Consider the following 25,139-nt stretch of genomic DNA (forward strand, 5'->3'; position numbering starts at 1 on the left):
GGACTCATCTCAACTCCTGTTCTCGCTCAGCTTCGCCGAGCCACCACGAAAGCGGCGAGGGTACGAAGGTTGGCCGCACGCTCGCCGAACTCCTGCAGATGATCGGCAGCCTGTCGCGCCATCATGTCCGCATGCGCGCGCGCCATGTCCATGCCAAGCACCGCCACCATTGTCGCCTTGCCGGCAGCCTGATCCTTGCCGGTGGTCTTGCCGATGTCCGCGACACTGCCTTCGACATCCAGCAGGTCGTCCGCGATCTGGAAGGCCGCCCCAAGATCGCGTCCGTAGGCCGCCAGCAAGTGCCGTTGGTGCTGGGACGCCTTGCCCAGTATCGCGCCGGCTTCCGCACTATATTGTATCAGCCGGCCGGTTTTGAGCGCCTGCAGCCGCGTGACGGTCGGGGCGCTTAAAACCTCGTTTTCCGTTACCATGTCGATCATCTGGCCCCCCGCCATGCCTTTCGCGCCAGAGGCAGCCCCCAGAGCGGCGACCAGTTCGCAACGCGCGAGCGGGTCGGAATGGGTTGCGGCCTCGGCTAGCACCTCAAACGCTCGGGTCTGCAAGGCGTCGCCGGCAAGGATCGCCGTCGCCTCATCAAAAGCCACGTGTGTGCTCGGTTTGCCACGCCGAAGGTCGTCGTTGTCCATCGCCGGCAAGTCGTCATGCACCAGGGAATAGGCGTGCAGCATTTCAACTGATGCGGCGACCCGGGCGGCAGCGGTTTCCGCGACCGAGAACATCGCGGCGCTCTCCATCACCAGAAAGGCACGCAGGCGTTTGCCACCACCCAAGGTCGCATAACGCATCGCTTCGGCCAGACGGCCCTCGATCCCCTCGATCCGCGGCAGCAGACCATCGAGCGCCTGCTCTACCAGCTCGGCGATACGGGTCATCGCCGTTGTCAGATCGGTATCCGTCAAGCTTTCAGTTCCCGTGGGCTTCACTCTCAGCCTCGTGACCCAGCGACTCCTTCGAAGCGGAGCCAGTGCTTCCTCGATTATCATGTCGTGTTCCATCGCACATGCCCATCAAGGCGCGATCACGGCAAATGTTGCATAAGTACCACTGGCTACACGATGAGATAATGGTGCCGGCGCGGCTTTCAGGCCGTGTTTGGACGGACCCGCGCGGGCAACGCACATTTGCCGCACCAGCAAAAAAACCACGCGGCGTTGCGGCAGGATAGGTTAGCTGCCATATGCCGCCCGTTCAGTCGGGTATCACATCGGAGTTTAGGCCGGATGATTCGTGTCGTTCTCGCTCAGCCCAGGGGTTTCTGCGCCGGTGTGGAGCGGGCGATCGAGATCGTCGAGCGCGCGCTGAAGAAATACGGGCCGCCGATCTACGTGCGCCACGAGATCGTGCACAATCGGCACGTGGTGGAGGATCTGCGCACCCGTGGCGCGGTGTTCGTCGATGAACTGGACGAAATTCCGGCCGGCTCGATGACGGTGTTTTCCGCGCATGGGGTGGCCAAGCGTGTCGAGCAGGCGGCCGCCGAACGCGGACTGCCGGTGATCGATGCAACCTGTCCGCTGGTCGCCAAGGTGCACAACGAAGGCCGCCGTTACGCCCGTCAGGATCGCGAGATTGTGCTGGTCGGGCATGCCGGCCATGCGGAGGTGGAAGGCACCATAGGTCAGGTCCCGGCCAAGGTCCACCTGGTGCAGACGGTGGATGATGTGGCGCTGCTGGATGTGAAGGACCCGGACAAGCTGGCCTATATCACCCAGACGACGCTATCGGTCGATGATACCCGCGGCATCATCTCCGCCCTGAACGAGCGGTTCCCGACCATCGTTGGGCCGGACGTGCGCGATATCTGCTATGCGACGCAGAACCGCCAGCAGGCGGTGCGCGACCTGGCGCACGCGGTCGATATCATCCTTGTCGTGGGGTCGCGGAATTCCTCCAACTCCAACCGGTTATGTGAAATCGGCGTGGAACTGGGCAAGCCTTCCTACCTTATAGATGACGCCGGGGCGCTGCGGCCTGAGTGGTTTGAGGGGATCACTTCGGTTGGTGTCACCGCCGGGGCGTCCGCGCCGGAGACGCTGGTGCAAGGGGTGCTAGAGGGCTTGCGCCAGTTCGGCGACATTGAAATCTCCACCCAGCACGGGGTGGCCGAGGATGTCCGATTCCGCTTTCCCGCGGAACTCGCGGACGCATAATTCGTGGGCGCGTATTTCATAGGCGCATACGTCATGGGCGCAGAAGGAAGCAGCACAGCATGTCCGTTCCATTGAACCAGGCTCTGCGAGTCGGGGCCTATGTCGTGAAACAGCATCTGATCGGTCGCAAGCGCTACCCGCTGGTGCTGATGCTGGAGCCGCTGTTCCGCTGTAACCTGGCCTGTGCCGGGTGCGGCAAGATCGACTACCCGGCCGAGATCCTGAACCAGCGCCTCTCGGTTGCCGAATGCATGGAAGCGGTCGAGGAATGCGATGCACCGGTCGTGGTCATCGCCGGTGGCGAACCGCTGCTGCACAGGGAGATCGACCAGATCGTGCAGGGCGCCATCGCGCGCAAGAAATTCGTCATTGTCTGCACCAATGCGCTGCTGCTCGAAAAGAAGATGGACCTGTTCAAGCCGAGCAAGTGGTTCTCCTGGTCGGTACATCTGGATGGCGGGAAGACCGAGCATGACATCTCGGTCTGCCAGACTGGCGTTTATGACCGGGCTGTCGCCGCGATCGCGGAATCGAAGCGGCGCGGGTTTCGCACCATCATCAACGCCACGCTGTTCAACAACGCGGAGCCGGAGAAGGTCGCGGCATTCTTTGACGACGTGATGGCAATGGGCGTCGACGGAATTTCGGTGTCACCCGGCTATGCGTATGAGCGGGCGCCGGATCAGCAGCACTTCCTGAACCGGGCGAAGACGAAGGAACTGTTTCGCGGTATCTTCCGCCGTCAGGGTCAAGGCACGTCAAAGAAGAAATGGGCGTTCAACCAGTCGTCCATGTTCCTGGATTTTCTCGCAGGCAACCAGACATTCCATTGCACGCCGTGGGGCAATCCGACGCGCACCTATTTCGGCTGGCAACGCCCCTGCTATCTGCTGGGCGAGGGCTACACCAAGACGTTCAAGGAATTGATGGAGACCACGGACTGGGATCGCTATGGCACCGGCAATTACGAAAAATGTGCCGATTGCATGGTACATTCCGGATACGAAGCCAGCGCCGTGGCGGAAACCGTCCGCAAGCCGTGGCGCGCTGCCGCCCAGGTGATGCGGGGGATCCGCACCGACGGGCCGATGGCGCCGGACGTCTCATTGGATCAGCAGCGACCAGCGGAATACGTCTTCGGCCGACATGTGGAGCAGGCCCTGAAGCGTATCCGCGCCGAAAAGAAACCGATCGACAAAGTTGCCGATGCCGCTGATTGAAAGGCCGGCCGGACTGTCACACAGGAAAGGCAGCCTGTTTAGGGTTAGCATCCGACCTGCTCAGGTTAGCACTGACTTGAGCAGGGCCGGCCCCTAATGTCCTGCCCCCGAAGTTCGTCATATCTTATGACGGACGGAGGGGATAAGCAGGCCACTGAAAATAAAGACTTGGTAGCCGGTATCAGGAGTTCGCCCATTATGGCGAACTCCTGACGCAGGACATTAGTCGACCTGTGGTTCGCCAAGGCTGTCGATCTGGATCGTCCGGCTATCGCCATCCGGCACCAGCATGATGCTCCGCCCGCGCAGCAAGCGGTCATCCACCGTCACGATGTCGAACATCACCTGGATCGGCTTGTTGCCGGCAGCAACGTCTGCCACCGGCAGCTTTCCTTCTACACCTGAACACAAGGCATGCACGGCCGGATAGCGACGGTCGCGGTTCAGCATTGTCTGCACATCCAGCCGCGGCCGCCAGATCGGTAGTTTGTTGCGCTGTCCACCAGCGGTGACCCGCAGCGACTTGACCATTTCGGCGGTCAGACACCATCCGTCCACCTCAAGCTGCAGACCTTCCGCATGCCGCCGAAGCGCAAACGTCAGGCACAATTGCGTCGGCGGTCCCGCTTCAGCAGCGCATGACCCGAGACGCATTGTGCTTGCGGGGAGTGGGCTTCCAAGCCGGCGTGACGCGGCTTGCCAAACTGGTTTCTTCCGCGTCTTCTTCTGGAGCCAGAAAAGGTAACTTGGCGACTGATCCCTTGGCTGGAGCGACCCAAAATGTTGATTCTGGGCCGCGGGCCAATTCGCGCGCAGCCGATCAAGTGTTGCATGGCTGACGCCAGTCTGGTCGAGATAGGTCCCGACGGTGTTCAGTCCAGTCGGATCGAGGCCGCCCGGCAAGGCCGAAGCCACGCCAAACCCGGCAGCCTCGGCCATTGCTTCGAACGTCTCGCCGACAAACAGGTGCTTGTCCTCGCGCTCGACCAAGACATCGAGGTCGCCGCTGTTCACGATGTTGCAATGAACCTCCGCCAGCCAGTTCGCCATGCGGCTGATATCCGCCCGCGGCACCGTGCCATGGCTGAGCCATTCCCCCAGGATCATCGCCAGCGTCGCCGTCAGGGCCGCATGGAAGCGCAAGTTCGGTTCCATGAAGAAGGCTCGGCCTCCGGGCTTCAGAAGCCGCTGCACCTGTGCCAGGAAATCCGGGACATCCGTGATGTGATGCACGACGGCGGTGCCAAAGCAGGTATCGAAGGCGTCGGGCCGGAAACAGGCTTGCTTGCCGCCATAGGTGGCGAACGTCAGGCTGTTGGCGCGCAGATCGGCGAAGCGGGCCAGCCGCGCGCGGCATAAGCCGAGCATTTTTGTCGATATATCGGTGAGTATGACATTGGAGGCCGCGGTCTCCCGCAGCACGGCCATGGTGAAGCCACCCGTGCCGCAACCGATTTCCACCGCATCGCCAAGGCTCATTGGCCACAACGGCCCGGCCGACGCCTTGATGATACGATAAAGATGCGCTGAATTCTTCTCCGTTATGGCGTAGAATTGATCATAGTCAATATGATCAAGGTCAGTGGATGCGGACCCGGCCACGAAGTCGATGATACCTTCGCGCACCGGCACGGACGCGTGGCATTGTCGACATGCGATCCTCCCAATGGCGCCAAGGCTCAGGGGTCCGCCGCAGACCGGACACTGCAACAGGTCCAGGCCGGGGACTTCTGGCGTCGACATCAGGCTGCGGTCTGGCTGTCCCGGCAGCGCATGGTCGCAAACGTCAGCCATTCTAAAACGTCCTGTTTTAACGTGATCATCGTGCTTACACGTGCATGACCGCTCATTTCCAGCGCAACCGAGATCATGAAGCTGTTGAGCGTTGGTAGTTTGTTGATCAGTCAGCGGGCGGATCGGCGGACTGAGGCCCCCGGATTAACCGGTAAGGCCGTTACGTCTTCCAGTAAGGTCCTGATGCTATACTCGTTATCAAGATGCTAGCCATATCGTAATCAAATTGACGGGCGACGATCTGGTTAAATTCGCGAAATTTATTTCTTCCCCACATCATGACGTTTGATGTACAAGATTTCTTGAGAGAACCCCCGCCTATATGCGGAGCGAATGGGATCCAGAAACTCAGCATTTTCCGTCGACTATACTTGCAATGCAAATCAGGATAAATGTTTCTTTGTCTATAGCAATTTTCTGATGTCGTTCTGAGATCAGGTGATTCGAGCTCATGCTCATCGGAGAGTGTAGATGGACGATCTGCTTACGCCCGTAAGCCGGATGCTGGCCAATGGCCCGGCCGAGGCGTATGCCGAACTCGCGACCGGGGTGCTTGTGGTGGATGCAGGCGGCCTCGTCATCTTCGCCAACGCCAGTGCCAGCGCCTTTCTCACCCCTTTGCACCCGATTGGCCTTGGACTTGGCGCGCTGTTCGGCTTGTCCGGTGCGTCAGGTGGTGGCGACCTTGCCCGGGCGGTGGAGGCCGGGATCGCCAGCGAACCGATCCGCATTGGCCTGTCGGATGGTCGCATACTCGACGGCCGCAGCCGTCCGTTGGCCGACGGCGGTACGGTCGTCACGCTTTTCGACGTTACCCTATATGTACAGGATGCCGAGCGGGCGGCCTCGGACTCACTGACCGGGTTGGCCAATCGCGCCAGCCTGCACACTCGCCTGGGTGAACTCCTCGCCCAGGCCCGGCTTGGCAACAGCTCGGTGGCGGTCGTCTATCTGGACCTCGACAGGTTCAAATCAGTCAATGACACGCTCGGCCATTCAGTGGGTGACGCGTTGCTGATCAAGGTCGCGGAACGTATTCGGGCCGCGGCGCGTGCCGATGACATGATCGCCCGCCTGGGTGGCGACGAGTTCGCCATCCTGCAAGCCAACGCGGTTCAGCCGCAAGCGGCCGAGGCCCTGGCGGCCCGTCTGGTCGACCTGATCAGCCGCACGTACATCGCGGCAGGCCATATGCTCACGATCGGCGCCAGTGTCGGCGTGGCCATCGCACCAAGCGATGGCGATGACGCCGAAACGTTGCTGAAGCATGCGGACCTGGCATTGTATCGGGCAAAGGCCGATGGGCGGGGGGTGTTCCGCTTCTTCCAGGACAGCATGGATGTCGAGGTGCAGGCGCGGCGCCTGCTCGAGATGGATCTGCGCAGGGCGCTGGCGCTGAAAGAGCTGGAGTTGTTCTATCAGCCGCAGATCGATCTGGAGTCCGACATGCTGGTCGGGTTCGAGGCGTTGATCCGCTGGCGCAGCCCGGCACGCGGTCTTGTTTCGCCAGCATTGTTCATTACCCTTGCCGAGGAGATCGGGCTGATCGCCGCGATCGGGGAATGGGTGCTCAGAACCGCCTGCAGGGAAGCTGCCTCCTGGCCGCGGCCGGTTTCCATCGCCGTGAACATCTCTCCGATTCAATTTCGTGGCGGCAAACTGGTGCAGACGGTGAAATCGGCGCTCGCGGCCTCGAAGCTCGATCCGTCGCGCCTTGAGGTAGAGATCACGGAAGGCGCGTTGCTGGACAACACCGATACGGTTCTGCAGGTGCTGCACGAGCTGAAGGCGCTGGGCATCCGGATCTCCATGGACGATTTTGGCACCGGATATTCGTCGCTGAGCTATCTCCAGAAGTTTCCGTTCGACAAGATCAAGATCGATCAGTCGTTCGTGCGAGGTGCCGACCACAGCGCCGGCTCTGGCGCCATCGTGCGCGCCGTGGCAGCCCTTGGCGCGAGCCTGGGCATGACGACAACCGCCGAAGGTGTTGAAACAAAGGAACAGCTTGACCGCGTGCGGGCCGAGGGCTGCACGTCGGTACAGGGTTATTTGACTGGCCGTCCAATACCGGCCGCGGATGCAGCCGCCCTGATGAGGCTACCTGTTTCGCTGACCGACACTGCCGGAGAAGGCTTATGACCGAGACGATACACAGGCTGGTCTATTACAGTCGCAATCGTGCTTCCAGTTCGCCTGAAGACCTGGCCGCGGCCATTCAACGCATTCTGGCGGCAAGCCGTCGCAACAACGCGCGCGTCGGTGTCACCGGCGCCCTGATGTTCAATGCAGGCTGCTTCGCGCAAGTGCTGGAAGGTCCACAGGCCGCGGTGGCACATACGTTCGAGCGTATCCAGCAGGACGAGCAGCACGGGGAAGTCTCGGTACTATCCTTCGCCCCGGCCGCCGGGCGGGCTTTTGAGCGGTGGTCGATGGGGTTCGTCGGTGATCGTGCCGCGGAGGCCGTGCGCTATGCCGCCGTTGCCAACGAGAGCGGCTACGATCCTTCGCGCATGACGGGTGACGCTCTGTTCGAGACCTTGCATCGGCTGGTGCTTGAGGAGGAAAGCGGCGTGCCCCAGGATCGTCACATCGGGTGAAGCATCGTTTTCCGGATGTTCCTGTTGGTCTGGCAGGCGGGCATTCTGAACCCCGAGATTCGTATGAACCCGAACCGCAATCGGTGACACCACGCTGACCCAGGCGGGCTGCCGGGGGCCGTGCCCGACCAGATCAGCTTCTGCAAGTCGATAACCCCGCCCACGACCAATACAGCTTCCGGCGGCTCGCCGGGAACACCCATGCGCTGCTCGCGACCATTGGCGTCACCCAGGCAACGATCATCGGCCGCCCGACGAGCGGCATCCTGGCGATCCGCTACCGGCCTAGATGTCCCGATGCCGTCGAGCCGCTCGTTCTGGTCGATCCAGGTGGCTGAGGACCGGAAGGCGAAAGGCGTGCCGTGGCAGAGCGTCGACCCGTGGAACCAGCAGGGATTACGGACCACTGCTACCCGTCCTCGTCGGCAGTGCTCCGCCGGGCGTGCCTTGTGGCAGTCCGCGCACCCGGCGTAGACTGCAATGACAACGAACGTCAGCCGCCCAGGCAGAGCTGATTCAGGGAAGGAGACAACCGTGCGTATCACCCGCCGAACCGTCCTGCGCCGCGCCGCGGCACTGCCCGTCGGTGTCGCCGTGGCGCCCGCGATCATCGGCAAGGCTCGCGCCGCCGGCATGACCATGAAGCTGTCGTCGTCCCAGGCAAACGACCCTCGCTACGCCAACGGACGCGTCTACTACGACAACCTGCTGAAGGCGCTGACGGCGAACGGGCTCGACGGCCGGATCACCGTGCAGTTCTTTCCCGACAACCAGCTCGGCCAGGAAATTGACGTCATCAACTCGGTCAAGCTCGGCGTCATCGACATGATGGTGTCGGGCACCTCGATCGCGGCCAACCTGGTGCCGCTGGTCGGCGTCTATGACCTCGGCTACCTGTTCCAGAGCTATCCGCAGCAGACCGCCGCGCTTGATGCCGGCGCCGCCAAGCCGGTGGAGGCCGCGCTGCTGAAGGGTGCCAATATCCACCTGATCAGTTGGGCCTACAATTTCGGCGCGCGCAGCGTGCTGGCGAAGAAGCCGGTGAACGGGCCCGCCGACCTCGCCGGACTGAAGATCCGCACATTGCCTAATCCCATCATCACCGAGTGCCTGCGGCTGATGGGCGCCGCCGCCACGCCGTTGGCGTTCGGCGAAATCTACACCGCGCTGCAGGCCGGCGTGCTGGACGGGCTGGAGCACGACCCGCCGACCATCGTCGCCAGCAAGTTCTACGAGACCACGAAATTCTACTCGCTGACCGAGCACATCTACTCACCCCTGGTCACCTATTTCAGCGATGCGACCTTCCGCCGGATGGACCCGAAGCTGCGCGAGGGCTTTATCGACGCGGCGGGAAAAGCCGCGATCGATACCCGCGCGCATGGTCTGGCGGTGGAAAAGGATGCGCTGGCGTTCCTGCAGGGCAAAGGCGTCACTGTCATCAACTGCGACCGGGAGGCGTTCCGCCAGCGTGTGCTGCCGCAGACCGCGGCGTTCGTGAAGGCGCACCCGGATGCCAAGCCGATCGTCGACACCATCCGCGGTACCACGGCCTGAAACCAAATGACGGGCTTCGACCGGGTCATAGTCAGGCCGCTGCTGAAAGTCGTTGATACCGTTGCCGCGCTGCTGCTGGCGGCCGATCTGCTGGTGGTCGCCGGTTCCGTGCTGTCTCGCACGATGCTGGATGCGCCGCTGGAATGGGCGGACGACGTGGCGCGCGGTCTGATGGTGGCGCTGAGTTTCTTCGGCGCCGCCGGGGCGCTGGCACGCGGGGAGAACGTCGGGGTCGCATTCTTCGTCGGCAAGCTAGCGCCGCGCGGCCGCCGGTTGACCGACGCGCTTGGGGCGGTGCTGGTAGTGGTGGTGACTGCCTGCATCGCACTGGACGCGCTGGAACTCGGGCAATTCACCATGGGGCAGACCACCGGCTCCGGCTTGCCACTGGAATTGACGTTCTATCCGATGGGCGTCGGCGCGGTGTGCATGGCGCTGTTCGCGCTGTTCCAGGTGTTGCGTCATGCGGTGGTGGACACCGTTATTTCCGTCGTGGTCCTGGCGCTGGTGGCGGCGGTCTGGTTCGCCTCGAGCGCCCTGGCGCCGGACAGTATGCCGGGTGCCGGCCCGCTGATGCTGGCGGGCTTCGTCGTCTGCCTGGTCGGCGGCGTGCCGATCGGCTTCGCCCTGGCGCTGTCGGCGCTGATCTACATCTGGGTCGAGGGCACCCTGCCCGGTGTCATCTTCGCCCAGCAGATGGCCCGCGGCATCGACAATTTCGTTCTGCTAGCAATCCCGTTCTTCATCCTGGTCGGCTACCTGATGGAGGCGAACGGCATGTCCGTCCGCCTGATTGAGCTGCTGGAGCGGTTGGTCGGGCGCATGCGCGGCGGGCTGAACGTCGTCATGGTGCTGGCGATGGTCATTTTTTCAGGTATCTCCGGCTCGAAGATGGCGGATGTGGCGGCGGTGGGGTCGGTGCTGATCCCGGCGGCGCGGCGGTCGCGGCAGAACCCGGGCGGCGCGGTGGCGCTGCTCGCGGCCTCGGCGGTGATGGCGGAGACCATTCCGCCCTGCATCAACCTGATCATCCTGGGTTTTGTCGCCAACCTGTCGATCGGCGGGCTGTTCATGGCCGGTCTGCTGCCGGCCGGACTGATGGCAGTAGCGCTGGTCACAGTCGCCGTGCTGTTCGGCGGTCGAACGGCGGCGGTGGGGACGGAGGCGCGGACGCCATTGGCGAAGCTGTGGGGTGGGGCGGCGGTGACACTCGGCCTGATCGCCATCATCTTTGGCGGGTTTCGATCCGGCTTCGCCACGGCGACTGAAATCTCCGCCTTCGCCGCGCTGTATGCGCTGGTCGTCGGCGGGGTGGTGTTCCGGGAACTTGGCTTTCGTGCCGCGTTGGGCAGTTTCGTCAATGCGGCGACGCGGTCTGGCCTGGTGCTGTTCATCGTCGCCGCCGCTCAGTCGCTGGCGTTCATGCTGACCTTGCAGCAGGTGCCGCACATGTTGGCCGAGGCGATGATCCGGCTGTCCGGCAGCAGCGGCACCTGGGTATTCCTGCTGCTGTCGATCGCCATCCTGATCGTCATGGGCTCGGTGCTGGAGGGCGCGGCGGCGCTGATCATTTTCGGCCCGCTACTGGTGCCGGTGGCGGCACAGCTCGGCATCAGCGGGTTGCACTACGGCGTGGTGCTGGTGATCGCCATGGGGATCGGGCTGTTCGCGCCGCCTCTGGGCTTGGGGCTGTACGGCGCCTGCCTGATCGGCGGCGTGCCGATCGAGGTCACGGTCAAGCCGATGCTGGGGTATCTGGGGTTGCTGCTGGCGTGCCTGCTGGTGATCGCGTTCGTGCCGGGGATCACGCTATGGCTGCCGCATGCGCTGGGGTACTGAGGTGGGCGTAATACCAGCGGCCCGAAAGGCTGACTGATATACGCGCGGGGCTGGTGGGGCGGCCGTGCGCGAAATCAATAAGATACCGACGGCCGTTGACCGGCTATCAGTCAACATCAAGGGCTGTTGGTATGGCTTATACCAAACGACTCATGAGGTGACCGTTTTTGCCCAGTCCCGTGTGGCGATTGATCGGATACGCTCTGGTGCGGCGATGAGTTTGTTCCAAGCCACGCAGCATGCGTCGATGATCGCTTCAGAGGTTGCGTAGACGCGGTTGCTGAGGTCGTTCTGTCGCAGGAATTCCCAGACGTTCTCGACGGGGTTCAACTCCGGCGAGTAGGGCGGCAGGTGCAACAGCCCGATATTCTCGGGCACCTCCAAGCGGTCGCCCGTCTGGTGCCATCCGGCGCCGTCCAGCGTCAGCACGGCGAATGCACCTTCGGCGACCTGGGTGCTGATTTCCTGCAGGTGCAGGTTCATCGTAAGCGTCGCGTTCGGCCCACCTGGCGCTGACGGCTGAAAATGTGATGGGTTTGTCTCATGGAGACGAACGCGAACCCAGCCGCGATGCCTGCGGCGCCAAAGAGCGCTCATACGAGCAGTCATAAGAGCGCTCGCACGCCGCCGGTCGAGTTGATTACCCGCGGTGAGCGGCGCCGACGCTGGACGGTTGAGCAGAAGCAGACGATCGCGGCGCAGAGCCTGGCGCCTGGTGCGTCACCGACCGAGGTGGCGCGTCAGCACGGCATCGGCACCGGTCAACTTTATAGCTGGCGACAGGCCTTGCTGGCGGCGCAGCCGAGTGTCGCGGCGCCGATGCTTGGACGCTTTGCCCGGGTTGAAGTGGCGGCTGGCAGGACAATGCCGCACGTCGAAGGCAGCATGATCCCGGCGCCGACGCCACCCCCTACATCGGCCCAACCGGCCGGTCTGATCGAGATCGTTCTGCCGAACGGCACGACGTTGCGTGTGGACGCGCAAGTCGATCCCCGTGCCTTGCGACGCGTGCTGTCGGCGCTGCGCGGATGATCAGCTTGCCATTGGGTGCGCGGGTGTGGCTGGCCTGCGGGCACACCGATATGCGCAAAGGGATGGATGGCTTGGCGATGCTGGCCCAGCAGGTGCTGGCGGAGGACCCGTTCAGCGGCGCCTTGTTCGCCTTCCGCGGCAAGCGCGGTAGTCTGGTCAAGCTGCTTTGGTATGACGGTCAGGGCCTGTGCCTGTTCAGCAAACGGCTGGAGAAGGGCCACTTCGTGTGGCCGGTGACGACCACTGGGCGGGTGTCGCTGACGGCTGCACAGGTGTCGATGCTGCTGGAAGGGATTGACTGGCGGATGCCGCAGCGGGTGCGCCGCCCGGAACTGGCAGGCTGAGCGCGGCGGCTCACGCAGGATTCATTGGCGCCGCTTTGCGCCGATACTCCAGCCTCCGAGCGTGTTCACCGCTCCCACCGCTCTACCCGGCGATCCGGCGACGTTGCAGCTGATCCTGCGCGCCGCGCTGGCCGAGATCGAGCGGCTGCAACTGCTAATCGCCGGCCTGCAACGCAATCGGTTTGGCCGCCGGTCCGAGCAGTTGGACGACGAGACATTGCAGCATGGACTGGAAGACCTGGAGCAATCCCTGGCCGAGCAGGCAGCCGGGTTGGAAGCGGCGATACCGCCGCCAGCGGTGGCGGCGTCGGATGCCGAACCAGTGGCGCGTCCGATAAAGCCGCCGCAGCGCAACCGCGGCGCGTTGCCGGCACATCTGCCGCGGGTTGAGGTCGTTATCGATGTCGAAGACAAGGCGTGTCCCTGCTGCGGCGGCACGCTGCATCCGATCGGTGAGGATCGGGCGGAGATGCTGGATTACGTTCCTGCCCAATTGCGGGTGCGGGTGATCCGCCGTCCGCGCTATGGCTGCCGGGCCTGCGAGCAAGCCGTCGTGCAGGCGCCCGCCCCGGAGCGGCCGATCGATGGTGGCATGGCCACCGAGGCGCTGCTGGCGCATGTGCTGGTCAACAAATATGCCGATCATCTGCCGCTGTATCGCCAGTCGCAGATCTTCGCCCGTCAGGGTGTGACGCTGGATCGTTCGACGTTATGCAACTGGGTGGGCCGGGCCTGCTGGTGGCTGGCCCCGCTGCACGAACTGATGCTGAGCACGGTACTGTCGTCGCCCAAAGTGTTTGCCGATGATACCACTTTGCCGGTGCTCGACCCCGGCCGGGGACGCACCAAGACCGGACGGTTATGGTGCTATGCCGTCGACAATCGCTCCTGGCAGGGGCCGGGCCATTCCGCCGCGGCTTACGTCTACAGCGAAGACCGCAAGGCGGATCATCCGGCGGTGCATCTAAAGGGATTCCGTGGTCTGCTCCAGGTCGATGGTTATGCCGGGTTCGGCCGCCTGGTCACGGCGATCCCGGACGGCGCAACCCAACTGGCTTTCTGTTGGGCTCATACACGCCGAAAGTTTTACGACATCCATATCGCTACCAAATCACCGCTCGCCGAAGAGGCACTGCGGCAGATTGCGGCTCTTTATGCGATCGAGGCCAACATTCGCGGCCAGTCCGCCGACGAACGCCGCCAGGCACGGCAACAGCACAGCCGCCCGCTTGTTGCGGCCATGTACATCTGGCTGAACGAGCAACTTGGCCGCATATCGGGTCGCTCCGCCCTGGCACAGGCGATCCGTTATGCGCTCAACCATTGGGGCGGGTTAATTCTGTTCCTCGACGACGGCCGCATCGAGTTGGATACCAACACGGTCGAGCGCGCCATGCGTCCGGTTGCCCTCGGACGCAAGAATGCGTTGTTCGCCGGAGCCGATAGCGGTGGGCGGCATTGGGCCATCGTCGCCACGTTGATCCAGACGGCGAAGCTGAATGACGTCGATCCCATGGCGTGGTTGACCGATATGCTCGAACGCATCGTGTCAGGCCGCACCAAGCAGAACCAACTACGCAGCCTGCTGCCGTGGATTTGGAAGAATCCTGATCCAGTTGGTGTCAACACGGGATAGCATCAAAACACCAGTGGAGTTGGCACGACGCTTACGGTTCATCGCGTGGACGTTGGCGTGCGGCAGCACGAGCCCAGCCCCGACGCCCCGCGCCGGGCAGACCGCGCCGAACAGGTAGGCCCAGTGGTAACGCTGATCCCGCGGTGCTGTGGGGCGGCTGCCGCGTTCCGCCCAGATGCGGGTCAGGCTGCCTTGTTGACCAACGCGGGCTTCGTCCTGCCACCAAAGCTCGATCGGCTTGCCGTGCGCGGCCGGCGGAATGGCAGCCGCGACCAGTTCGGCAAAGTTTTTTTATGCGCCTGCTGCGCTTCGGCATCCGCCTTGGGATGACGCGGCCGAACCGAGATGTGGCTGAACCCCAATGCCGACAGAATCCGCCCGACGCTGCGCTCATCCATCAGGACAAAGAAGCGCGCCAGGATCCGCTCCCGCAGGTCGCACAACCGCCAACGCACGACGCCATCTTCAGCAACAGTCGGCTTTTTGCCAACCCAGATCGCCAGTTGCGCCGTCTCCTCGACAGACAGTTTCGCCGCCGCCCCGCCGCCATGCGGACGGTCTGATAGACCCGCAATGCCGTGCTCGTTATAGCGGATTACCCAGTCGCGCAGCGTCTGCCGGTCCATCCCGCAGGTGTTCGCGGCATCCGTCCGGTTATGACCTTCCAGCACCAGCGCCAGCGCCAGAAGTCGCCGCGCCACCGGCGCCTCGGTTGTGCGGCCAGCCTGCCAGCGCAGTGCGCCGGCATCGTGCTCCCGTCGCGTGATCTGTATCGTCATGGCTGTTCCACCCGTCATCAAGCTGGACCAAACCACCACGACGCCCCGAGCCGGCGGAAATCACGTACGAGTCAGCTCATTTGTCGGTTGGTATTAGGCACAACAAAACACCTCTGGCGAAAGCTTCAGGGTGTCCACCAAGGCGGGTCAATCCGAGCATTTTTCATCAGGTGGGCTTATCATTCCCGTGGCGAGCGGATGGTTTGGACTGGGGCAGCGCCTCGCGAGAGGCGCTCAGATACGTTCCTAAGGTTGCATCAAGCCTTTCGTGCAGCAGCCGATCGAATGCCTCGTGGCCCCGTCCGGCCTGCGCGTGCTGCAAGGCGTCGATGTAGGTGGCTCTGTCCTGTGGTTGCACGGCGACGGGCGGATAGCCGCCGCGGATAAGGATCAGATTCATTAGAAGTCGGGCCGTGCGACCGTTACCGTCGTTAAACGGATGAATATCCACAAGCTGGCGATGCGCCGTGAACGCGGTTTCCGGCGTTGCGGCAGCGCTACCGAGCCAACGTGAAAAATTACCCATCAGCGCTGGCACCTCGGCCGGCGACGGAAAACCATGACGGCCGACGTCCGTCAACACGTAGCGGCCCTGATCGGCATAGCGTCCGGCAATCTCGGGGTCCGAGCGGAGCATTACCAGACGATGCAGGTTGCGCACGTCCATTTCCGTAAATGGGTCAGTCTGTCGCGCCAGCTCGCGCACATAACCTAGGGCCGCGAAGTGATCGATGGCTTCAAGATGATCCTTGAGCGCCTTGCCACCGACAGTAATGCCCTGTTCGACAACCAATGTCGTCTCAACCGCTGTAAGCGTGTTCCCCTCGATCGCGTTGGACGTATAGGTAAGCTCTAGGTCTTGGCTGTGTTCGAAGTTGCTGAGACCTCCGGGCGCACGAACGCGCAATCGGTCAAGCTCGGCCTTCTTCTCCGCGATACTTTGAAGCAGCTGTTCCACGTCTCTCCCGTCAAAATCTGCCATGATTTTGCAGATGTTTTCAGCAGCAGAAGGTCAAGTCTTTTAATGGTTAATTCGTGCTGCGAACTTCCTACGTTTCGTAATGCCACCGGTTTCAGGCCCCCATTGTGCCTGACACGCTGCCGCACGTCTCCTACTCATTCCTGCCCGCACCTTTCGCTACCGTCAGCACGGCTGCCCTCAATTCCGCACCTGCTGCCACGCCTGTTCGGCTGCGGGCGGCAGCTTGTCCATGTGCTTCAGGAACAAGGCGAGCGTCCAAATCTGCTCGCTGCTCAGCGTTGCTTTCCAGGCTGGCATGCCGCTCCAACGAATGCCGTTCTCCAGCTTCCACACCGTCCAACCTTCGGGATCGTCCTCAACGCCATCCGACGCCAGTTGCGGAGGAGTCGGATATTCGCCCTTGGCCACCGGCGAGGCAGACTCGTCACCCTTGGCAGTGCCATGGCAGATCGCGCAGTGCTGACCGTAAAGCCCGATCCCGGCAATGAGATTAGCGTCGGTCAGCGGCACCGGGTTCGGGCCTGCCGGCGCATTCTTCGCGAGGGTCGCGCGCAGGGAGGTTCTCGCCGCCCACGCCTCCAATGGCAACGGCTTGCCGTTCGCCGCGGCCGGAACAGTCCCGGTGACCAGGACAATGTAGGCGCAAGCGGCGGTGACCACGATCACCGCCACGACGCCCAGGACGAAGCCTTTGAACATAAAACCTCCCACCGCATGCGGGCCCGAGCCCCGAGATGGCTGCCGCATCGGCCGTGATCGTTGAGCCGCGCCCTCGATATGTTTAACGCATCTCGTTGGCAAGACAGTATGCTGGCTGCCGCCGAGATCGTACCTCGGCTCGCACTCCTTTGACTCCCTCCAAGGACCCCATGTTCCAGCACGTCGAACCCTACGCCGGCGATCCGATCCTGACCCTGAACGAGACGTTCCAGGCCGATCCCCGGCCGCACAAGGTCAACCTGTCGATCGGCATCTACCTGGATCAGGACGGCCGAGTGCCGGCACTGGACGCGGTGCATCAGGCTGAACAGCAGATGGCCGCGACGAAGACCGCCCGCCCCTATCTGCCGATGGAAGGATCCTCGGCTTTTCGCCGCGCCGTGCAGGACCTGCTGTTCGGTGCCACGCATCCCGCGGTGACAGGCAACCGCGTGGCGACCATCCAGACCATCGGCTCCAACGGCGCGCTGAAAATCGGCGCCGAGTTCCTCCACCGTTGGTTTCCCGCAAGCTCGATCTGGGTCAGCGACCCGACCTGGGACAATCACCGTGCGGTATTCGAAGGGGCCAGTGTCCCGGTCGAGACCTATCCGTACTACGACCCAGACAACGGTGGCGTGCGGTTTGATGCCATGCGGCGCACCCTCGGCGCACTGCCGGCGCAAGGCATCGTGCTGCTGCACGCCTGCTGCCATAACCCGACAGGCGCGGATCTCACACAAGCGCAATGGACTGAACTGGCGCCCATCCTGCGGGACCGCGCGCTGATCCCGTTTCTCGATCTCGCGTATCAGGGTTTCGCCGACGGCATCGAGGCGGATGCCTTCGCCGTTCGCCTGCTGGCGGACCTGGGCCTCGGCTTCGTCGTCACCAACTCCTTCTCCAAGAGCATGAGTCTTTATGGTGAACGAGCCGGCGCACTCAGCATTGTCTGTGGCGTCAATGAGGAAGCCGATCGGGTGCTGGGACAGATGAAATCGACGGTGCGGCAGAACTATTCCAGCCCACCCGTGCATGCCGGCCAGATCGTCACGCGGCTGCTCACCGATCCGGTCCTGCGTACAGCGTGGGAACACGACCTCGGCCAGATGCGCGACCGGATGACGGCGATGCGGATTGCCTTGCACGCCGCTCTGACCCGGCGCGTGCAACACGCCGACTTCGGCTACCTGCTGCGCCAGCGCGGCATGTTCAGCTACACCGGCCTGACCGCTCGGCAGGTCGACCACCTGCGCGAGGAGCATGCAATTTATCTGCTGCGCTCCGGCCGCCTGTGCATTACCGGTTTGAACGATACCAATATCGAAGCGGTGGCCGAAGCGATCGCCGCGGTGACGCGGACGGCGTGAGGTCGCAGCCCTACTGTGACCCGGCCCACTCCCGCCACAGCATGATCAATGCCGCCATCAGGGCCGGACCGAGGAACAGGCCGAGCAGCCCCCAGGTCTCGACGCCGCCCAGAATGCCGAGCAGGACCCAGAGGAATGGAAGGCGCGTGGCATTGCCGATCAGCGTGGGGCGGATGAAATGGTCGGCCACGAACGTCACCACCAGCCCGGTGACGCCAATGATGATGGCGGACATCACTGAACCCTGGGTCAGCAGGATCAGCGCCGCGATTCCAAACACCAGCGCCGCACCGAATGGCAGCATCGCGGCAATGGCGGTGAACAGGCCGAGCAGGGTCGGGTGCGGCACGCCAGTCAGCAGGTAGGCGATGCCAAGGATGAAGCCTTCACCCAGGCCGACCAATACCAGGCCGTCGACGGTTCCGTGCACCGAGGCGATCATCTGCCGCCCGATCCGCTCACCGGCCGGTCCGAACGCGCGGGAACTGGCGTGCAGCATCTGCGCGCTAAGGCTTTCGCCCTCCTTGAACAGGAAGAACAGCGTTAGCACGGTAAAGCCGAACAGCACGACGCGGTGCAGGATTTCCGCGCCATATTCACGGCCGTTCGACACGAACTTAGATTCGCGCGCCTTTTGCAGCAGGGCAGAGGCGGAGTCGGGGCTTGCCAGGTTCTGCTGCCACCAGGTCGTCGCCTGCTGGCTGCCAACCGGCAGGTGACCGAGCCACTCCGGCGGCGGAATGCCTTCGGTGCGGGCCTTGTCGACGGTTTCAAATACGCCGTGCGCTTCTTTCCCGGCCTGATAAGCGACCAGCACCAGGGGAATGATGAAGATCATCGCGACCGCGGCGGTGAACAGACTGGGAAGCAGGATATTGTGCTTGCCAGGGGGCCAACGGCGGATGGCGCGGGTATACAGCGGCCAGACGGCGATAGCCAGGATAGGAGCCCAGATCAGCGCCGGCAGATAGCTGTGCAGCGTCCACAGCCCCAGCAGGGTCAGCAACAGGACAAGCACGGCCTTGGCAGCCTGCTGCGGGTACGACGCACCGTGCGCGGCGAGGGCGTCGGCAGGTCGGTTGTTTGAAGACTGGCTCATTTCGGGCGCCCAGGAAACTGTGGCGGCCAGGGTCCATCGCGCCGTAACGGCGGTGCCAGCAACCGTTGCGTCATCACGATGGCGCCGACGAGCACGAGCGCGAAGGCCAGAATCCAGCGACCGACCGGGGCGGAATACTCGGAATACGGACGCCATACCAGGATTAGGAAGAGCACCGTGACAACCATCATAGCCCATGTGCTGCGTTGGCCTCGTTGAGCAGCCAGAATGGCCAGGACAACGAACATGACGTAAAGCGCGATGGCCAATGCCCGCACGACGCCGAAAACCTGGAAACCAAGGTTGAATATCAGTTGATGGAACATGGCGTCGATCGTGGCGATCGCACTCAGACAGACATCCAGGAAGCGGTCCGGGCCGATCCCGTAAATCGCGGCAGCCAGGACTAAGCCACCAATCCAGATCATCAGAATGCTTTCTCGCCGCACGATTTGGACTTTCGCTGGATGTTGGGCTACCCGCAGGCTCGACCCAGGGGCTGGAAGTCGCTTTTACGCCAATGCGGCGCGCGCTGCACCCCCAGCATCGAGGGGCTTTTACCAGGCACCTGCGCTTGTGGCAGGATGGCGGACTGACCCTAAGCCGAAGGGTCAGCGTCGTCGTCTCCGGCTACCTGGCCTGATCCCGACTGCCAACCCAGCCGGCTGCCAGGTTGACGGTGCCGGTGGGCACCGCGCCCGAGCAACTCGGTGCCATCACACGCCAACTCCTGGACGAAGGCCCCAGCCGCAGCGGGTGCGGTCGCACTCCTCGGCATCCTTGACCAAGCGGGCATCGATGGAGCGGGTAAGCTAACATAGGGGTTGACGACGGCCGCAGCGGACCAATCCGCCTCAACCGCCACGATGATAACACCGGGCTGTTCGATCAGCCGGTGAGTCATGGCACGGGTGCGGTAGAACGCGCTCGTGCCGTGGCCTGCCTCATCGAGCATGACCACGCGGGCATCAGCAAAGCCGCCGAATTCACGATGTTCGATGTCGGGCAAAGGTTTGGCGGCCGCGGCGATCATTGCCGATACAGGGCGAACCGTTCGCACCGGCGCGGGCCGCGCAACTTGAGCGGGCGCTTTGCGGTTCTCGCTTCAGCCGTGCGCGCCGATCAGCGGCACGAACATTACGCCGCCGAGATCCTCCTGCTGGAACGCGTCTTCGCCTGTACGGACTAGTTTCACGAGACGCTGGTCGTCATGCTCGCCTACAGGCATGACCAGGCGGCCGCCGACCTTGAGCTGGCGGCGAAGGGTATCCGGGACCTCCGGCCCGCCCGCCGCGACAAGGATCGCGTCGAACGGCGCGGCCTCAGGCCAACCGTGAGTGCCATCGCCGGTGCGCACATCCACATTCTCGTAACGAAGATCAGTCAGCCGCCGCCGCGCCATGTCGGCCAGCACGGCGTGACGCTCGATCGTATACACATGATCGACGATCCGGCTGATGATCGCGGCCGCATAGCCCGACCCGGTGCCGATCTCTAGCACCCGGTCGCCGAACGCGACTTTGGCTGCCTCGATCATCAGGGCCACGATGTATGGCTGGGAGATGGTCTGTCCCGCTTCGATTGGCAGTGGCCCGTCGTCGTAGGAGAACGCCGCAAGGTGCGCGGGAACGAAACGCTCCCGCGGAACCCGACGCATGGCGGCCAGCACGTCAGGATTTGATACGCCGCGCCGGGCAATCTGATTGCGCACCATGCGCGCGCGTTGTCTTGCCGGATTAAGCATGGCGACCTCCCCGCACGGGCACCTGCACCCGATAGAACGCGTGAAGAAGTAACCGATTCCAGGAGGTGGGGTGATGGACACGATTTCGCGGCCAGCCTGAACAAGGGTTGACTGCGTCGAGAGCTTCGGGCCGCGTGTTGGCAGCGTCCTGGCCGCGCGAATCAAGATGGCGATGGCGTGCCAATCAGGACGAGCGACTTGAAGGTGCGCCGCCGTCCCGTCCCGAACCGCGACAAGCGCCTGGTGGGCTTGATCTTCCTTCGGCGATATCTCGAAAGGGCATGATCATATGCACACGCAGTCCCGGGATTTCCGCATTGTCTTACACACCCGATGGTCTTGCAGCGCGCTGCGCTGTCCGCTCCCAGTTCACCGGATGGCTTGACTGGTGTATCCACGGCACGCCGCGGAATGGCTCGCAGCCGAACCTTGACATTGTCATCAAGGTTCCGAACGACAGAGCTGTGCCATAGGCATCCTTCCGCGGTGCTATCAACGACAGCGTGTGAGCAGGCATTGGCGGAAAACAGACATGATAAGGACCTGCTGAATGACCTCCGCGCGTTTGGCCGTCGATATCGGCGGAACCTTCACCGACCTGGCTCTGGAGCACGGCGGCCGACGCACGACAATCAAGGTCTTGACTACCTCCGCCGCACCGGAACGCGGCGTCATGGACGGCGTCCGCACGATCACCAATACAGCCGGCATCGCACCAGCCGACATCGCCCTGATCATCCATGGCACCACGCTCGCGACCAACTCCATCATCGAGCGCAAGGGTGCCCGCACCGCCCTGATCACCACCGAAGGCTTTCGCGACGTCATCGCCATGGGCAACGAAAGCCGCTACGACCAATATGATCTGAACATCACCTTGCCGGAGCCGCTGGTGCCCCGCCACCTGCGCCTGCCGGTGCCGGAACGGCTGGACAACACCGGTCAGGTGCTGCTCAAGCTGGACGAGGCGGCGGTGCGCGCGCTGATCCCGGTTCTGCGCGATGAACGGGTCGAAAGCATCGCGATCGGGCTGCTGCACGCCTTCGTCAATCCAATCCACGAGCAAACGATCCAAGCGATCCTGCGGCAGGAACTGCCCGACGTCCCGGTTTCCCTGTCGTCGGAGGTGTCGCCGGAAATGCGTGAGTGGGAGCGGTTTTCGACCACTGTCGCCAATGCCTACGTGCAGCCGATGATGGCGCGCTACCTGCGGCGGCTGGAGGCCGACCTGCACGCGGCGGGTGCCGCCGCACCGCTGTTCCTGATGATGTCCGGCGGCGGCCTGACGACGATCGAAACCGCCTGCCGCTTCCCGATCCGCCTGGTGGAAAGCGGGCCGGCGGGCGGCGCGATCTTCTCCGCCCATATCGCCCGCGAATGCGGGCTGGACAGCGTGCTGTCCTTCGACATGGGCGGCACCACGGCGAAGATCTGCCTGATCGATAACTACAAGCCGCAGACCGCCCGCAGCTTCGAGGTCGCGAGGGTCGGGCGGTTTCGCAAGGGGTCGGGCCTGCCGCTGCGCATTCCGGTGATCGAGATGGTGGAAATCGGCGCCGGCGGCGGATCAATTGCACATGTCGATACCATGGGCCGGATTGGTATTGGACCGGAGAGCGCCGGAGCCGATCCGGGGCCGGCCTGTTATGGGAAAGGCGGCGTGCATCCGGCGGTGACGGACGCAAATCTGGCACTTGGGCGCTATGATCCCGCACGCTTCGCCGGCGGTTCGATGAAGCTGGACCTTACCGCCGCGCATGACGCGCTGCTGGCCGATGTGGGCGCCCGGTTGAGCCTGTCCGCCGAACTGGCGGCGCTGGGCGTGGTGGAGATGGTTGACGAGAACATGGCCAACGCCGCCCGCGTGCATGCGATTGAATCCGGAAAGACGTATCAAGGCCGGACGCTGATCGCCTTCGGCGGCGGTGGACCGGTGCATGCTTGCCGCGTGGCCGAGAAGATCGGCATCACCCGCGTGCTGGTGCCCTCCGGCGCCGGTGTCGGCAGCGCCATCGGCTTCCTGCGCGCGCCCGTGGGATACGAGGTCGTGCGCAGCCTGTATCAGCGTTTCTCCACATTCGACGCCGCGGCGGTGAACGATCTGCTGGACAATATGCGGCAGGACGCCGAGGCGGCTGTGGCCAAAGGCAGCTTCGGCGCCCTGACAACGGAAACCCGCACAGCGTATATGCGCTACGTCGGACAGGGGCACGAGATCCCAGTGCCGCTGCCGAACGCGGTGCTGGGCGACAAGGATATCCCGCTGATCCGGGAGTGCTACGACCGGGAATACGCCCGGTTCTTCGATCGGCCGGTGCCGGGATCGGATGTGGAGATCATGAGCTATGCCGTCGTCGTGACCACGGTGACCGATAAGGTGGCACCTATGCCGTCCAGCCCAGGCGCGCCGCGGACCGAAGCGAAACCGGCGCGGACCCAACTTGTGCGGGACACGACGACGGGTACGGTGTCGGCCTGGGCGATCCATGACCGGGATACGCTGGGGCCGGATGCCTACATCACCGGCCCGGCGGTGGTGGTGGAGGACGAAACCTCCACCTTGATCGGACCGGGATGGACGGCGGTGGTCAGCGCGCTGGGGTATATCGAAATGACGCGGTAAACCGAGCGAGGCCAGCCACACCAACCGTCATCATCCAGGCCAGCTTTGTCAGCAGATACGCCACCAGAGGAATATCACGTTGAACGTCTCGGACATGTTCTCGCGCGTCGTCGCGCTGGTCGGCGGCGCGGCGCTTCTGACACGTCGGTGGACCGACGGCTCGCCTGAGCCGGCCTGGGGCAGCGCGCCGGCAATACCCGCGGCAAGGCCGCAGGGCAATATCCCGACACTCAAGATGCCGACGGCCCAGGGATGGGCCCAGGGACAGACGCCAGTTGCCGCACCCGGGCTGACAGTCAATGCGTTCGCCACCGGTCTCGATCATCCCCGCTGGATTCAGGTGCTGCCCAATGACGACGTGCTGATCGCCGAAGCTATGAACGCGGACCGACCCCCCAGGTCTGTCTTCGACTACGCCATGGTCAGCACGATGAGACGCGCCGCCGCCATGGGTGTCAGCGCAAATCGCATCACGCTGCTGCGCGATGCGGACGGCGACGGCGTCGCCGAAATACGCGAGGTGTTCCTGGAGGGACAGAACCAGCCGTTCGGCATGGCGCTGGTGGGCGATACGTTCTACGTCGGCAACACTGATGGCGTGGTTGCCTTCCCCTATACGGCGGGCGCCAGCCGCATCACGGCCCCCGGTCGGAAGCTGACCACGTTCAAGCCCGGCGGACATTGGACGCGAAGCCTGCTGCCAAGCCCCGATGGCCGCAAGCTTTATGCCGGCGTCGGCTCACTCACCAATATCGGCGACAACGGCATGGACGTGGAGGAAGGCCGAGCGGCCATCCATGAACTGGATCTTGCCAGCGGGCAGAGCCGCATCTTCGCCTCCGGTCTGCGCAATGCGGTTGGCTTGGCGTGGGAGCCCGAGACCCGCGCCCTGTGGACCGTGGTCAACGAGCGCGACGGGCTGGGCGACGAGACGCCGCCCGATTATCTGACGTCCGTGCGCGAGGGCGGCTTCTACGGCTGGCCCTATTGCTACTGGGGGCAGACGGTGGACGACCGGGTGCCGCAGGATCCGGCCGCGGTCGCGCAGGCCATGACCCCGGACTACGCGCTGGGCGGGCACACCGCCTCGCTGGGCCTCTGCTGGGTGCCGGCCGGCACGCTTCCGGGCTTCCCGGACGGCATGGCGATCGGACAGCACGGCTCCTGGAACCGCAGCAAGCTGAGCGGCTACAAGCTCGTCTTCGTGCCGTTCGCGAACGGACGCCCGGCCGGCCCATCGCGTGACATCCTATCGGGATTTCTCGCTCCGGACGAACGGGTGTCGTATGGCCGGCCGGTTGGTGTGGCCATCGGTCCCGACGGCTCCCTGCTGATGGCGGATGATGTGGGCAATGTGATCTGGCGCGTGACTGGCGAGCGGCAGCGCTGAGCACGCGCCGAAGGTGCATCTGCATGCGGAGTACCCCCGTCTTTCAAAACAGCGCTCCTGAACGCGGCCTCCACACCACCGCCGCATGGCCGGAGCCTTGCGCGGGTATCAGCAATTGCTGGTCCCAATCGGCTCCGGGTTGCATGCATGACGACGCCGCTGGATAAAATGACGCGTAGACCGCGACGGTCATCAAGGCTTCATGGCCAGGGATCGCAAACGACCCGTTCGTATGGTTAAGCTTACCCGTCCTACCGACC

Annotated in this window: 20 protein-coding genes and 2 pseudogenes; 12 read left to right on the forward strand and 10 right to left on the reverse strand. The window is 63.6% G+C overall.

All coding sequences use genetic code 11. The features are described from left to right. Positions 1–26: 26 nt before the first annotated feature. Positions 27–893 (reverse strand): polyprenyl synthetase family protein, encoded by an 867-nt coding sequence (locus tag ACQY4S_RS02490; protein ID WP_428483726.1) that lies wholly within the window; start codon positions 891–893, stop codon positions 27–29. A 348-nt stretch (positions 894–1,241) separates the two neighbouring features. Between ACQY4S_RS02490 and ispH the strand changes: the two genes are divergently transcribed. Beyond that, positions 1,242–2,171, forward strand: a complete 930-nt coding sequence (ispH, locus tag ACQY4S_RS02495; protein ID WP_428483610.1) for a 4-hydroxy-3-methylbut-2-enyl diphosphate reductase — start codon at positions 1,242–1,244, stop codon at positions 2,169–2,171. 59 nt (positions 2,172–2,230) lie between these two features. Beyond that, positions 2,231–3,391 (forward strand): adenosyl-hopene transferase HpnH, encoded by a 1,161-nt coding sequence (hpnH, locus tag ACQY4S_RS02500; protein WP_428483611.1) that lies wholly within the window; start codon positions 2,231–2,233, stop codon positions 3,389–3,391. 222 nt (positions 3,392–3,613) lie between these two features. On the opposite strand, the gene ACQY4S_RS02505 is transcribed toward hpnH, so the two are convergent. Continuing rightward, complete coding sequence (locus tag ACQY4S_RS02505) at positions 3,614–5,185, reverse strand: methyltransferase (RefSeq protein ID WP_428483613.1); 1,572 nt, start codon at positions 5,183–5,185, stop codon at positions 3,614–3,616. Positions 5,186–5,656: 471 nt separating this feature from the next. Here ACQY4S_RS02505 and ACQY4S_RS02510 point away from each other — a divergent pair, with 471 nt between their 5' ends. The 4 genes from ACQY4S_RS02510 to ACQY4S_RS02525 all read left to right on the forward strand — a co-directional run bounded on the left by ACQY4S_RS02510 (position 5,657) and on the right by ACQY4S_RS02525 (position 11,181). Beyond that, positions 5,657–7,327, forward strand: a complete 1,671-nt coding sequence (locus ACQY4S_RS02510) for a putative bifunctional diguanylate cyclase/phosphodiesterase (protein WP_428483614.1) — start codon at positions 5,657–5,659, stop codon at positions 7,325–7,327. Continuing rightward, positions 7,324–7,785: a BLUF domain-containing protein gene (locus tag ACQY4S_RS02515; RefSeq protein ID WP_428483616.1), complete on the forward strand. Its 462-nt coding sequence runs from the start codon at positions 7,324–7,326 to the stop codon at positions 7,783–7,785. The genes ACQY4S_RS02510 and ACQY4S_RS02515 overlap by 4 nt, the downstream gene beginning before the upstream one ends. 534 nt (positions 7,786–8,319) lie before the next feature. After that, positions 8,320–9,342, forward strand: coding sequence for a TRAP transporter substrate-binding protein (locus ACQY4S_RS02520; RefSeq protein WP_428483617.1), 1,023 nt, complete (start codon positions 8,320–8,322; stop codon positions 9,340–9,342). A 6-nt stretch (positions 9,343–9,348) separates the two neighbouring features. Further along, positions 9,349–11,181: a TRAP transporter large permease subunit gene (locus ACQY4S_RS02525; RefSeq protein WP_428483618.1), complete on the forward strand. Its 1,833-nt coding sequence runs from the start codon at positions 9,349–9,351 to the stop codon at positions 11,179–11,181. Between the two features lie 150 nt (positions 11,182–11,331). Here ACQY4S_RS02525 and ACQY4S_RS02530 read toward each other — a convergent pair. Continuing rightward, positions 11,332–11,664, reverse strand: a pseudogene (locus tag ACQY4S_RS02530) (transposase); the annotation flags it as partial. 60 nt (positions 11,665–11,724) lie between these two features. Between ACQY4S_RS02530 and tnpA the strand changes: the two are divergent. From tnpA to tnpC, 3 genes are all read left to right on the forward strand, one after another. After that, positions 11,725–12,213, forward strand: coding sequence for an IS66-like element accessory protein TnpA (gene tnpA, locus ACQY4S_RS02535; protein WP_428483619.1), 489 nt, complete (start codon positions 11,725–11,727; stop codon positions 12,211–12,213). After that, a complete protein-coding gene (gene tnpB, locus ACQY4S_RS02540) occupies positions 12,210–12,557 on the forward strand; it encodes an IS66 family insertion sequence element accessory protein TnpB (protein WP_428483620.1) in 348 nt (115 codons plus the stop codon). Before tnpA ends, tnpB begins: the two co-directional genes overlap by 4 nt. 61 nt (positions 12,558–12,618) lie before the next feature. Continuing rightward, entirely contained in the window at positions 12,619–14,193 is a 1,575-nt protein-coding gene (gene tnpC / locus ACQY4S_RS02545; RefSeq protein WP_428483621.1) for an IS66 family transposase, read from the forward strand. A 39-nt stretch (positions 14,194–14,232) separates the two neighbouring features. Here the strand turns inward: tnpC and ACQY4S_RS02550 are convergent. The 3 genes and pseudogenes from ACQY4S_RS02550 to ACQY4S_RS02560 all read right to left on the reverse strand — a co-directional run. After that, positions 14,233–14,972 (reverse strand): annotated as a pseudogene (locus ACQY4S_RS02550) (IS630 family transposase); the annotation flags it as partial. A 166-nt stretch (positions 14,973–15,138) separates the two neighbouring features. After that, a complete protein-coding gene (locus ACQY4S_RS02555; RefSeq protein WP_428483622.1) occupies positions 15,139–15,954 on the reverse strand; it encodes a Fic family protein in 816 nt (271 codons plus the stop codon). Positions 15,955–16,131: 177 nt separating this feature from the next. Continuing rightward, positions 16,132–16,653, reverse strand: a complete 522-nt coding sequence (locus tag ACQY4S_RS02560) for a c-type cytochrome (RefSeq protein ID WP_428483623.1) — start codon at positions 16,651–16,653, stop codon at positions 16,132–16,134. Between the two features lie 170 nt (positions 16,654–16,823). Here ACQY4S_RS02560 and ACQY4S_RS02565 point away from each other — a divergent pair, with 170 nt between their 5' ends. Next, positions 16,824–18,023 carry an aromatic amino acid transaminase gene (locus ACQY4S_RS02565; protein WP_428483624.1) on the forward strand — a complete coding sequence of 400 codons (1,200 nt, stop codon included), beginning with the start codon at positions 16,824–16,826 and terminating at the stop codon, positions 18,021–18,023. 10 nt (positions 18,024–18,033) lie between these two features. Here the strand turns inward: ACQY4S_RS02565 and ACQY4S_RS02570 are convergent, their stop codons facing one another. The 4 genes from ACQY4S_RS02570 to ACQY4S_RS02585 form a co-directional block, all read right to left on the reverse strand. Continuing rightward, positions 18,034–19,122 (reverse strand): AI-2E family transporter, encoded by a 1,089-nt coding sequence (locus tag ACQY4S_RS02570; protein WP_428483625.1) that lies wholly within the window; start codon positions 19,120–19,122, stop codon positions 18,034–18,036. Next, positions 19,119–19,550, reverse strand: a complete 432-nt coding sequence (locus ACQY4S_RS02575) for a hypothetical protein (protein WP_428483626.1) — start codon at positions 19,548–19,550, stop codon at positions 19,119–19,121. Before ACQY4S_RS02575 ends, ACQY4S_RS02570 begins: the two co-directional genes overlap by 4 nt. A gap of 170 nt (positions 19,551–19,720) precedes the next feature. After that, entirely contained in the window at positions 19,721–20,155 is a 435-nt protein-coding gene (locus ACQY4S_RS02580) for a hypothetical protein (RefSeq protein ID WP_428483627.1), read from the reverse strand. A gap of 72 nt (positions 20,156–20,227) precedes the next feature. Further along, on the reverse strand, positions 20,228–20,866 hold the full coding sequence (locus ACQY4S_RS02585) for a protein-L-isoaspartate(D-aspartate) O-methyltransferase (RefSeq protein ID WP_428483629.1): 639 nt from the start codon (positions 20,864–20,866) through the stop codon (positions 20,228–20,230). Between the two features lie 550 nt (positions 20,867–21,416). Between ACQY4S_RS02585 and ACQY4S_RS02590 the strand changes: the two genes are divergently transcribed. Both ACQY4S_RS02590 and ACQY4S_RS02595 read left to right on the forward strand, forming a co-directional pair. Continuing rightward, complete coding sequence (locus ACQY4S_RS02590; RefSeq protein WP_428483630.1) at positions 21,417–23,489, forward strand: hydantoinase/oxoprolinase family protein; 2,073 nt, start codon at positions 21,417–21,419, stop codon at positions 23,487–23,489. A gap of 79 nt (positions 23,490–23,568) precedes the next feature. Continuing rightward, positions 23,569–24,879, forward strand: coding sequence for a PQQ-dependent sugar dehydrogenase (locus ACQY4S_RS02595; RefSeq protein ID WP_428483631.1), 1,311 nt, complete (start codon positions 23,569–23,571; stop codon positions 24,877–24,879). Positions 24,880–25,139 lie beyond the last annotated feature (260 nt).

This window comes from Rhodopila sp. (assembly GCF_965276935.1).
Lineage (GTDB): Bacteria > Pseudomonadota > Alphaproteobacteria > Acetobacterales > Acetobacteraceae > Rhodopila.

Coding starts and splice junctions, on each gene's coding strand:
- ACQY4S_RS02490 (WP_428483726.1), bottom strand. CDS start 893: ATGACCCGTATCGCCGAGCTGGTAGAGCAGGCGCTCGATGGTCTGCTG.
- ispH (WP_428483610.1), top strand. CDS start 1,242: ATGATTCGTGTCGTTCTCGCTCAGCCCAGGGGTTTCTGCGCCGGTGTG.
- hpnH (WP_428483611.1), top strand. CDS start 2,231: ATGTCCGTTCCATTGAACCAGGCTCTGCGAGTCGGGGCCTATGTCGTG.
- ACQY4S_RS02505 (WP_428483613.1), bottom strand. CDS start 5,185: ATGGCTGACGTTTGCGACCATGCGCTGCCGGGACAGCCAGACCGCAGC.
- ACQY4S_RS02510 (WP_428483614.1), top strand. CDS start 5,657: ATGGACGATCTGCTTACGCCCGTAAGCCGGATGCTGGCCAATGGCCCG.
- ACQY4S_RS02515 (WP_428483616.1), top strand. CDS start 7,324: ATGACCGAGACGATACACAGGCTGGTCTATTACAGTCGCAATCGTGCT.
- ACQY4S_RS02525 (WP_428483618.1), top strand. CDS start 9,349: ATGACGGGCTTCGACCGGGTCATAGTCAGGCCGCTGCTGAAAGTCGTT.
- tnpA (WP_428483619.1), top strand. CDS start 11,725: ATGGAGACGAACGCGAACCCAGCCGCGATGCCTGCGGCGCCAAAGAGC.
- tnpB (WP_428483620.1), top strand. CDS start 12,210: ATGATCAGCTTGCCATTGGGTGCGCGGGTGTGGCTGGCCTGCGGGCAC.
- ACQY4S_RS02555 (WP_428483622.1), bottom strand. CDS start 15,954: ATGGCAGATTTTGACGGGAGAGACGTGGAACAGCTGCTTCAAAGTATC.
- ACQY4S_RS02560 (WP_428483623.1), bottom strand. CDS start 16,653: ATGTTCAAAGGCTTCGTCCTGGGCGTCGTGGCGGTGATCGTGGTCACC.
- ACQY4S_RS02565 (WP_428483624.1), top strand. CDS start 16,824: ATGTTCCAGCACGTCGAACCCTACGCCGGCGATCCGATCCTGACCCTG.
- ACQY4S_RS02570 (WP_428483625.1), bottom strand. CDS start 19,122: ATGAGCCAGTCTTCAAACAACCGACCTGCCGACGCCCTCGCCGCGCAC.
- ACQY4S_RS02575 (WP_428483626.1), bottom strand. CDS start 19,550: ATGATCTGGATTGGTGGCTTAGTCCTGGCTGCCGCGATTTACGGGATC.
- ACQY4S_RS02580 (WP_428483627.1), bottom strand. CDS start 20,155: ATGATCGCCGCGGCCGCCAAACCTTTGCCCGACATCGAACATCGTGAA.
- ACQY4S_RS02585 (WP_428483629.1), bottom strand. CDS start 20,866: ATGCTTAATCCGGCAAGACAACGCGCGCGCATGGTGCGCAATCAGATT.
- ACQY4S_RS02590 (WP_428483630.1), top strand. CDS start 21,417: ATGACCTCCGCGCGTTTGGCCGTCGATATCGGCGGAACCTTCACCGAC.